Below are 8,419 nucleotides of genomic sequence, written 5' to 3'. Positions count from 1 at the left end.
TGGTGTGCGAAGCGGCGGACGAGCCGAGGACTGCGCGCGGGCAATTTGCTCTCCGCGCCGCCAAGACGTACCCTTAGTCGGTTGACTTATGCCCGGTTCAGGGCAGTTCCCCATGTCTCCGGTCGTACTCATCCGGTGACACCATTTCCGGAGTGATTCCATGAGCAAGCGTACGTTCCAGCCCAACAACCGTCGTCGCGCCAAGAAGCACGGCTTCCGCGCCCGCATGCGCACTCGCGCCGGCCGCAGCATCCTGTCGGCTCGCCGCGCGAAGGGCCGCACCGAGCTCTCGGCGTAAGCCTCGTGCTCGCCCGTCCGTTCCGACTGACGCGAGGCACTGACTACAGGTCGGTCGTCCGTCGCGGTGTCCGGTGCGGGGGCGCCCGAGTCGTCACCTCCATGATGACGACCGGAGAAGCGCGCGAACCCCGGTTCGGGTTCATCATCAGCAAGCAGGTGGGTACCGCTGTGATCCGCAACACCGTGCGTCGACGGCTCAAAGCCGTATGCGCGGACGCGATCACAGATGTCCCTCAGGGCACGGATGTCGTCATCCGTGCCCTTCCTGCGTCTGCAACGGCGACGTTCGCCGAACTCAAGGCCGATGTGACGCGTTGCCTGGCCAGACTCGACCGCACGACGGCACGGACATGAGTGCGCTGCCGTCCTATGCCCTGGGCACGGGACATCTGCATGCCGGCGACCTGGTGCGCAGCATCCCGCTGATGCCTCGCAATCTCGTTCTGGGATTCCTCACCGCATACCGCGCCGTGATCTCCCCCATCTACGGAGATGTGTGTGCCTATTACCCGTCCTGCTCCGCTTACGCTGTAGGTGCGGTGCAGCAGCACGGTGCGCTCAAGGGAGCAGCTCTCTCGGCCTGGCGCGTCCTGCGATGCAATCCCTGGAGCAAAGGCGGCGTCGATGACGTCCGTCCTCACGACCATTTCCGACACGACCTGACCGCCCGAGGTTTCGTCGTACCTTCTCGAAAGGACTGATCAGTGGGTCTTGACCTTCTGCTCGCCTCTGCGACGCCCGCCCCGGACTCCGGAGGCGGTGGCTTCGATCTGCTCGGCACGATCCTGTGGCCGCTGAAGTGGGCCGTCGAGCTCATCCTCGTCGCCTGGCACTGGCTGTTCACCACGATGGGTCTGCCGGCAGCATCCGGCGTCACCTGGATCCTCGCCATCGTCGGCCTCGTGATCGTCGTCCGCGCATCGGTATTTCCCCTGTTCGTGCGGCAGATCAAGAGCCAGCGCAAGATGATGGAAATCGCTCCTGAGATGAAGAAGGTCCAGGAGAAGTACCGAGGCAAGAAGGATCAGCTCTCGCGCGAGGCGATGAGCCGCGAGACCATGGCCCTGTACAAGAAGCACGGCACATCGCCCATGTCGAGCTGCCTGCCGCTCATCGTGCAGATGCCGATCTTCTTCGCGCTGTTCAGCGTGCTCAACGATGTCACCAAGCACGCGGTCGCCGGTCAGGGCGGCGTCGGTCTGCTCAGTCCTGAGTTGACGAAGGAGTTCTACGACGCCACGATCTTCGGCTCGGTGTCGCTGCACGGAACGCTCGGCGAGGCCGTCGAGACGCAGAACACGATCGCGATCGTTCTGTTGGTCATCCTCGTGGTCCTGATGATCGCTTCGCAGTTCTTCACGCAGCTGCAGATCATCTCGAAGAACCTATCGCCCGAGGCCAAGACCGGCCAGGCGTACCAGATGCAGAAGATCATGCTCTACGTGCTGCCGCTGGGCTTCATCTTCTCGGGTGTCTTCTTCCCGCTGGGCGTCGTCGTCTACTGGTTCATCTCGAACCTGTGGACCATGGCCCAGCAGTTCCTGGTGATCCGCGAGATGCCGACGCCCGGCTCGGAGGCCGCCAAGGCCCGCGAGGAGCGTCTGGCTCGCAAGGGCAAGGCGATCGATTCGTCCGGCAAGGTCGTCCCGATGGCCGTGTACGAGGCTGAGCAGCAGCGTCTGCTCGACGAGGTGGAGAAGGCGAAGCAGGAGGCTCCCAAGCGTCAGCAGCCGGTGAGCAAGAAGCGCGCCAAGAAGAAGGGCACGAACTGATGACGACCGAGAACATCGCAGAGCGTTCTGAGCCCACGGTGGAGCAGCTCGAGCAGGAGGGTGACGTCGCTGCGGACTTCATCGAAGGCCTGCTTGACATCGCCGACATCGACGGCGACCTGAACCTCGATGTTCGTCAGGGACGTGCGTACGTCTCGGTGGAGTCGGAGGATGAAAGCCTCTCGGTTCTGTCCGAGCCCGACACCGTGCAGGCACTGCAGGAGATCACGCGCCTGGCTGTGCAGAGCACGACGGGGTCATTCTCGCGGCTGATCCTCGACATCGGTGGCTCGCGTGATGCGCGCCGTCGTCAGCTCGAGAAGCTGGTGGATGCTGCGGTCGTCAGGCTCGACGAAGGGGCATCGCAGGCATCGCTGCCGTCGATGTCGAGCTACGAGCGCAAACTGGTGCACGACATCGTCGCGGATCGAGACCTGGTCTCCGAGTCCTACGGCGACGGCGCTGATCGCCACACCGTCATCCGCCGTCGCTGATGTTTCACGTGAAACATCGCGTGGAATCTGTCTGAGTCATGACCATCGAAGCCGAGCCCGAAGTCGCGTCATCGTTATTCGGCGACCGTATCGAAGTCGCACGAGCGTTCACGGCGAACCTTGCCGCACAGGGGGAGGAGCGCGGGCTGATCGGTCCGCTCGAGCTTCCGCGTCTATGGACCAGACATGTGCTCAACAGTGCGATCGCCGCACCGCTGTTCCATGGATCGGCGGCGGACATCGGTTCGGGGGCCGGCCTTCCTGGAGTCGTGCTCGCGATCGCTCGCCCGGACGTCAGTTTCACACTCGTTGAGCCGATGGAGCGTCGCGTCGCGTGGCTCACGGAACAGGTCCAAGAACTCGCGTTGACGAACGTCACCGTGCTGCGGTCGCGGGCAGAAGACGTCGAGCCGAAGCAGTTCGACGTCGTCACGGCTCGAGCGGTCAGTGCCCTGCGCACGCTGCTGCCGTTCACGGCGCCGCTGGTGCGGGATGGGGGAGAACTTGCACTCCTCAAGGGAAAGAACGCTGAAGCCGAGATCGATGCTGCGGCGAAGCAGTCGAAGAAGTACCGGCTCAGTGATGTGCGGGTCGAGGTGCTCGGCGAGGGTGTCCTGGCTGAGACCACCCGCGTTGTCCGGGCCGTCGTTCGCTGATTTTCTTCTCGCTGCGTTTACGCGCCGATGTTTCACGTGAAACACCCTCGTGCGGGTCGTTGAGCGGAGGCGGCGGAGCCGCCGGAGACGAAGCGGGGTGAGCGAGCCGAAGGCGAGTCGGGTTCTCTGCGGCTGGTGACGTTTCGACTCGTCGCCTGCGGCTCCTGGCTCAACGCGTTTCGTCTCGCTGCGCTCGCTCAACGACCCGTGGTAGCCCCGTTCACGGAGCGGAGTGTTTCACGTGAAACGTCATTGGTTGCGGGTCGTTGAGTGGAGGGCGAAGCCCGGAGACGAAGCGGGGTGAGTGAGTCGCAGGCGAGTCGAAGCCGTGACAGCTGTGACGCTTCGACTTGTCGCCTGCGGCTCCTCGCTCAACGCGTTTCGTCTCGCTGTGCTCGCTCAACGACCCGCGGTAGCTCCGTTCACGAGCGGATTGTTTCACGTGAAACGTCATTGGTTGCGGGTCGTTGAGTGGAGGGCGAAGCCCGGAGAGGAAGCTGGGGTGAGCGAGCCGCAGGTGAGTCGAAGCCTTGTCAACTGGTGCCGCTTCGACTTGTCGCCTGCGGCTCCTCGCTCAACGCGTTTCGTCTCGCTGTGCTCGCTCAACGACCCGCGGAGGTCCCCTTCACCAGCGGGGTGATTCACGTGAAACGCCAGGTTGCGGCCCGTTGAGCTGAGGGCGAAGCCCGCAGACTAAGCCCCGTCAACTGGTGACGTTTCGGCTTGTCGCCGGCGGCTTCTCGCTCAACGCGTTTCGTCTCGCTGCGCTCGCTCAACGACCGCGGTAGTTTCCCTTCACCCAGCGGGGTGTTTCACGTGAAACACCAGTGGGTGTGGGTCGTTGAGCGGAGGGCGAAGCCCGCAGACGAAACGCATTTGAGTGAGCGGAGCGAGTCGAAGTGTCAGCGGGCTAGGAGAGTTCGCGTCGCCGCGCTCGCTCGACGATCCGCGGGGGAGTAATCCGGTGCGGGCAAGGTCGGTGGGAGCGATTAGAGTGGAACGCGGCCATCGAGAGGAGTGGATGTTTCACGTGAAACAGTCCGAGCAGACTACGCCGAACGAGGCTTTCGGGATCGATACGCCCCTGGCACGCGAGATCGCTGATCTGAGCGCACGACGCCGCAACCTGGCGGACGTCGAACTCCACTTCACCGGCGACACACGCGTCCTGACGGTGTCCAACCAGAAGGGTGGCGTCGGCAAGACGACGACCGCCGTCAACGTGGCATCCGCGCTCGCATCTTTCGGCGCCAAGGTCCTGGTGATCGACCTGGATCCGCAGGGGAACGCCTCCACCGCCCTCGGCGTTCCGCACAACGCGGATACCGCGAGCATCTACGACGTACTGATCGACGATGTTCCCCTCGCCGAGGTCGTGCAGCAGAGTCCCGAGTCGGAGAACCTGCTCTGCGCTCCGAGCACGATCCACCTCGCCGGTGCAGAGATCGAATTGGTCTCTCAGGTCGCACGAGAGCACCGGCTGCGCCGCGCTCTGGACCAGTACGTCGAAGCCAACGCCGTCGACTTCGTCATCATCGACTGCCCTCCGTCGCTCGGACTGCTCACGATCAATGCGTTCACCGCGGCATCCGAGGTCTTCATCCCGATCCAGTGCGAGTACTACGCGCTCGAGGGCCTGAGCCAGCTGCTCGGCAGCATCCAGATGATCCAGAAGCACCTCAATCCCGAGCTTCACCTCTCCACGATCCTGCTCACGATGTACGACGGACGCACCCGTCTTGCCCAGCAGGTAGCCGATGAGGTGCGCACCCACTTCCCCACACAGGTCCTGAACACGGTGATCCCGCGTTCAGTACGGGTGTCGGAGGCCCCCAGCTTCGGCCAGACGGTGATCGCCTACGACGGATCCTCCGCCGGCGCGATCGCCTATCGCGAGGCCGCTGTCGAGATCGCGTCCCAGAAGACGCAGAGCAAGGAGAACTGATGGCGAAGCGCACTGGATTGGGCCGTGGAATCGGCGCCCTCATCCCCGTATCCGACCAGGCGGCGCGTCCGGTCGACGTGTTCTTCCCCGGTGGGTCGATCCGCCCTGCAGCCGAGGAACCGGCCGATCAGGCAGCGGATGCCGTAGAGCCCGCGCCCGAGCTCGAATCGGTTCCCGGCATCCACTTGATGCAGGTGGATCCGAACAAGATCGTCCCTAACCCGCGACAGCCGCGCACGCACTTCGACTCGGATGATCTCGCTGAACTCGTCCACAGCGTCCGCGAGTTCGGGGTGCTGCAACCCGTCGTCGTGCGCAAGAACGAAGACGGTGACTACGAGCTGATCATGGGCGAGCGGCGTACTAGGGCCGCCCGCGAGGCCGGCCTCGAAGCGATCCCCGCGATCGTGCGCGACACCGCTGACGAGAACCTCCTCAGAGACGCACTCCTTGAGAACCTGCATCGTTCCGAGCTGAACCCGTTGGAAGAGGCATCCGCATACCAGCAGCTGCTCGAGGACTTCGGCATCACTCAGGAGGAGCTCGCGACGCGCATCGGTCGATCCCGCCCCCAGATCAGCAACACGATCCGACTGCTCAAGCTGCCTGTCCCGGTTCAGCAGCGCGTTGCTGCCGGCGTGCTCTCGGCAGGCCACGCCCGCGCGCTCCTCTCGCTCGACGACCCGGAGCAGATGCGGAAGCTAGCGGACAAGGTCGTCAACGAAGACCTCTCGGTGCGCGCCACCGAGCAGGCTGCCAAGGCACTCCCGGTTGCCGGAACGAAGAGCATCAAGCCGCAGCCGGGCGCCCGCCGGGCCTACCTCGACGAGGTCTCCGGCAAGCTCGGCGACCGCCTGAACACCCGGGTGAAGATCACTCTCGGCGCACGAAAAGGCCAGGTCGCGATCGAGTTCGCGTCGATCCAGGATCTCAACCGCATCCTCTCCGAGCTCGGTGAAGAGCAGTACGGATCCTGACCGACACCGCCCACTTATCGCTCTGGCATCCTCCTGGCTCCTAGAGTGGGCTCAGACAGGGGAGGGGCACATGTCTCAGAACAAGAGCAAAGCCGGACGCTTCAGCGCCCGAGTCATCGGCATCAGCATCGCGGCCGCGCTCGGCGGATTCCTGTTCGGTTTCGACACCGCGGTCATCAACGGCGCGGTGGATGCTCTGGCCGGAGCGTTCGAGCTCGGCCCGGGCCTGCAGGGCTTCGCCGTCTCATCGGCGCTGATCGGCTGTGCGGTCGGCGCGTGGTTCGCCGGCAGTCTCGCGAACAAGCTCGGACGCATCCCGGTCATGCTGATCGCCGCTGTGCTCTTCCTGGTCTCGGCGATCGGTTCCGGTCTGGCGTTCGGCGTGATCGATCTCATCATCTGGCGTGTGATCGGCGGCCTGGGCGTCGGCGCGGCATCCGTCATCGCCCCGGCCTACATCGCCGAGGTCTCTCCGGCCAAGGTTCGCGGTCGGCTCGGATCTCTCCAGCAACTCGCGATCGTCACGGGTATCTTCACGGCACTGCTCTCGAACGCCCTCCTCGCGAACATCGCCGGGTCCGCGGCGAACGTGCTCTGGTTCGGGATCGACGCCTGGCGATGGATGTTCATGGTCGAGGCGATCCCGGCCGTCGTCTACGGCGTCATGGCGTTGCGCCTGCCGGAATCCCCGCGCTTCCTCGTCGCTCGCGGCAAGGTCGACAAGGCGTCCCAGGTTCTGCTCGACTTCACCGGTGAGACCGATGCGAACCTCAAGATCGAGGAGATCCGGAAGACGCTGAACGCCGAGCAGAAGGAATCGCTGAAGGACCTCCGCGGCGACAAGTTCGGGCTGAAGCCGATCGTGTGGGTCGGCATCCTCCTCAGCGTCTTCCAGCAGTTCGTCGGCATCAACGTGATCTTCTACTACTCGACGACGCTGTGGCTCTCAGTCGGGTTCGAGGAGTCACAGGCCCTGCTGACCTCGGTGATCACCTCGATCACGAACATCGTCGTCACGATCGTTGCGATCCTGCTCGTCGACAAGGTCGGGCGGCGTCCGATGCTGCTCACAGGATCGATCGGGATGGCCGTGACCCTGGGCATGATGGCCGTCGCGTTCTCGTTCGGCACCCTGCAGGATGGCGCGGTGGTGCTGCCGCAGCCGTGGTCGCTGATCGCCCTGATCTGCGCGAACGGTTTCGTGGTCTTCTTCGGCGCCACCTGGGGTCCGCTGGTCTGGGTGCTGCTGGGGGAGATGTTCCCGAACAGCATCCGCGCCGGCGCCCTCGCCGTGGCCGCCGCCGCGCAGTGGGTCGCCAACTTCTTCATCTCCACGACGTTCCCGGCCTTCGCCGAGATCGGCCTCACCTTCGCCTACGGCTTCTACGCGTTCTTCGCGATCGTGTCGTTCTTCTTCGTGTACTTCCAGGTTCCCGAGACGAAGGGCCGAGAACTCGAGACGATGACGGATGTCGTGAACCTCCCGCGCCGCGGAGGCCGCAAGCGCGCGTAGGCTGGATGCATGTCAGAAGCCGTTCCACGCCGGGCCAGCCTCGAAGTGCTGCGCGCCGAGGCATCGGACGAGCTGGCCGTTCTCATCCAGGAGCGGCTGCTGAGCGGCGAGGACCCGTGGGACTTCATGGAGGACCTCCCCAGCGTCGACGAACTCGTCGTCTACCTGCTGCGCGCTGACAACATCGCCGCGAACGACGGTGTGCGCCCCAACGCCGCCCGCAATTACCGGGTGATGCGCCAGATCGCGTTGGAGTACCCGGAGCTCACACCCGCCGTGTGGGGGCTTCTGGGCGAGGGATCCCGTCACCGCCAGTGGGATGCCACGATCGCCGACGCGTCGTAGCATCCACACGTCTCCGACAAGAAGAGCCCGCCCCTCCAGAGGGAGAGACGGGCTCTGATGCGTTCGGGATCAGCCGATGAACGCGGCGAGATCCTGCTCGAGCGCGGGCTTCGGCTTCGCGCCGATGATGGTCGTCTTGACCTCACCGCCCTGGAAGACCTTCATCGCCGGGATCGACGTGATCTGGTACTTCATCGCCAACTCGGGGTTCTCGTCGACGTTGAGCTTCATGATGGTGATCTTGTCGGGGTGCTCGGCCTGGATCTGGTCCAGAACCGGCGCGACCATGCGACACGGACCACACCATTCGGCCCAGAAGTCCACGAGGACGGGTCCATCGGCCTGCAGCACGTCCTGCTCGAACGTCGCCTGGCTCGTTACCTTGGCAGTCATCTGCTTCTCCTGGTTCTTGTTGAT

General features: G+C 64.3%; 11 protein-coding genes. 10 read left to right on the top strand and 1 reads right to left on the bottom strand.

The window, feature by feature from the left end; genetic code table 11:
• The first annotated feature begins 160 nt into the window (after window positions 1-160).
• The 10 genes from rpmH (at window position 161) to IM776_RS15740 (ending at window position 8,002) form a co-directional block, all read left to right on the top strand.
• Window positions 161-298 (top strand): 50S ribosomal protein L34, encoded by a 138-nt coding sequence (gene rpmH, locus IM776_RS15785; protein ID WP_005054680.1) that lies wholly within the window; start codon window positions 161-163, stop codon window positions 296-298.
• A gap of 5 nt (window positions 299-303) precedes the next feature.
• On the top strand, window positions 304-654 hold the full coding sequence (gene rnpA, locus IM776_RS15780) for a ribonuclease P protein component (RefSeq protein WP_194421067.1): 351 nt from the start codon (window positions 304-306) through the stop codon (window positions 652-654).
• The gene (yidD, locus tag IM776_RS15775; RefSeq protein WP_194421066.1) at window positions 651-1,001 is read left to right on the top strand and encodes a membrane protein insertion efficiency factor YidD; all 351 of its coding nucleotides are present in this window, start codon (window positions 651-653) and stop codon (window positions 999-1,001) included. The genes rnpA and yidD overlap by 4 nt, the downstream gene beginning before the upstream one ends.
• A gap of 3 nt (window positions 1,002-1,004) precedes the next feature.
• Complete coding sequence (gene yidC, locus IM776_RS15770) at window positions 1,005-2,072, top strand: membrane protein insertase YidC (protein ID WP_194421065.1); 1,068 nt, start codon at window positions 1,005-1,007, stop codon at window positions 2,070-2,072.
• The gene (locus IM776_RS15765) at window positions 2,072-2,566 is read left to right on the top strand and encodes a Jag family protein (protein WP_194421064.1); all 495 of its coding nucleotides are present in this window, start codon (window positions 2,072-2,074) and stop codon (window positions 2,564-2,566) included. The genes yidC and IM776_RS15765 overlap by 1 nt, the downstream gene beginning before the upstream one ends.
• Before the next feature lie 38 nt (window positions 2,567-2,604).
• The gene (gene rsmG / locus IM776_RS15760) at window positions 2,605-3,222 is read left to right on the top strand and encodes a 16S rRNA (guanine(527)-N(7))-methyltransferase RsmG (RefSeq protein ID WP_194421063.1); all 618 of its coding nucleotides are present in this window, start codon (window positions 2,605-2,607) and stop codon (window positions 3,220-3,222) included.
• 1,021 nt (window positions 3,223-4,243) lie between these two features.
• Window positions 4,244-5,167 (top strand): ParA family protein, encoded by a 924-nt coding sequence (locus IM776_RS15755; RefSeq protein ID WP_194421062.1) that lies wholly within the window; start codon window positions 4,244-4,246, stop codon window positions 5,165-5,167.
• Window positions 5,167-6,144, top strand: coding sequence for a ParB/RepB/Spo0J family partition protein (locus IM776_RS15750; protein ID WP_194421061.1), 978 nt, complete (start codon window positions 5,167-5,169; stop codon window positions 6,142-6,144). Before IM776_RS15755 ends, IM776_RS15750 begins: the two co-directional genes overlap by 1 nt.
• A 70-nt stretch (window positions 6,145-6,214) precedes the next feature.
• The gene (locus IM776_RS15745) at window positions 6,215-7,657 is read left to right on the top strand and encodes a sugar porter family MFS transporter (protein ID WP_194421060.1); all 1,443 of its coding nucleotides are present in this window, start codon (window positions 6,215-6,217) and stop codon (window positions 7,655-7,657) included.
• Window positions 7,658-7,666: 9 nt separating this feature from the next.
• The gene (locus tag IM776_RS15740; protein WP_194421059.1) at window positions 7,667-8,002 is read left to right on the top strand and encodes a tryptophan synthase subunit alpha; all 336 of its coding nucleotides are present in this window, start codon (window positions 7,667-7,669) and stop codon (window positions 8,000-8,002) included.
• Window positions 8,003-8,071: 69 nt separating this feature from the next.
• Here IM776_RS15740 and trxA read toward each other — a convergent pair whose 3' ends face one another.
• Window positions 8,072-8,419, bottom strand: coding sequence for a thioredoxin (trxA, locus tag IM776_RS15735; RefSeq protein WP_228480001.1), 348 nt, complete (start codon window positions 8,417-8,419; stop codon window positions 8,072-8,074).

Origin of the sequence: Microbacterium abyssi, from assembly GCF_015277895.1 — a bacterium.
GTDB lineage: Bacteria > Actinomycetota > Actinomycetes > Actinomycetales > Microbacteriaceae > Microbacterium > Microbacterium abyssi.
This window is presented reverse-complemented; position numbering and strand designations above follow the sequence as displayed.

Excerpts from the sequence above, each read along its gene's own strand:
- yidD (WP_194421066.1), top strand. The coding sequence starts at position 651 with ATGAGTGCGCTGCCGTCCTATGCCCTGGGCACGGGACATCTGCATGCC.
- IM776_RS15745 (WP_194421060.1), top strand. The coding sequence starts at position 6,215 with ATGTCTCAGAACAAGAGCAAAGCCGGACGCTTCAGCGCCCGAGTCATC.
- IM776_RS15740 (WP_194421059.1), top strand. The coding sequence starts at position 7,667 with ATGTCAGAAGCCGTTCCACGCCGGGCCAGCCTCGAAGTGCTGCGCGCC.
- IM776_RS15750 (WP_194421061.1), top strand. The coding sequence starts at position 5,167 with ATGGCGAAGCGCACTGGATTGGGCCGTGGAATCGGCGCCCTCATCCCC.
- IM776_RS15765 (WP_194421064.1), top strand. The coding sequence starts at position 2,072 with ATGACGACCGAGAACATCGCAGAGCGTTCTGAGCCCACGGTGGAGCAG.
- IM776_RS15755 (WP_194421062.1), top strand. The coding sequence starts at position 4,244 with ATGTTTCACGTGAAACAGTCCGAGCAGACTACGCCGAACGAGGCTTTC.
- rsmG (WP_194421063.1), top strand. The coding sequence starts at position 2,605 with ATGACCATCGAAGCCGAGCCCGAAGTCGCGTCATCGTTATTCGGCGAC.
- rpmH (WP_005054680.1), top strand. The coding sequence starts at position 161 with ATGAGCAAGCGTACGTTCCAGCCCAACAACCGTCGTCGCGCCAAGAAG.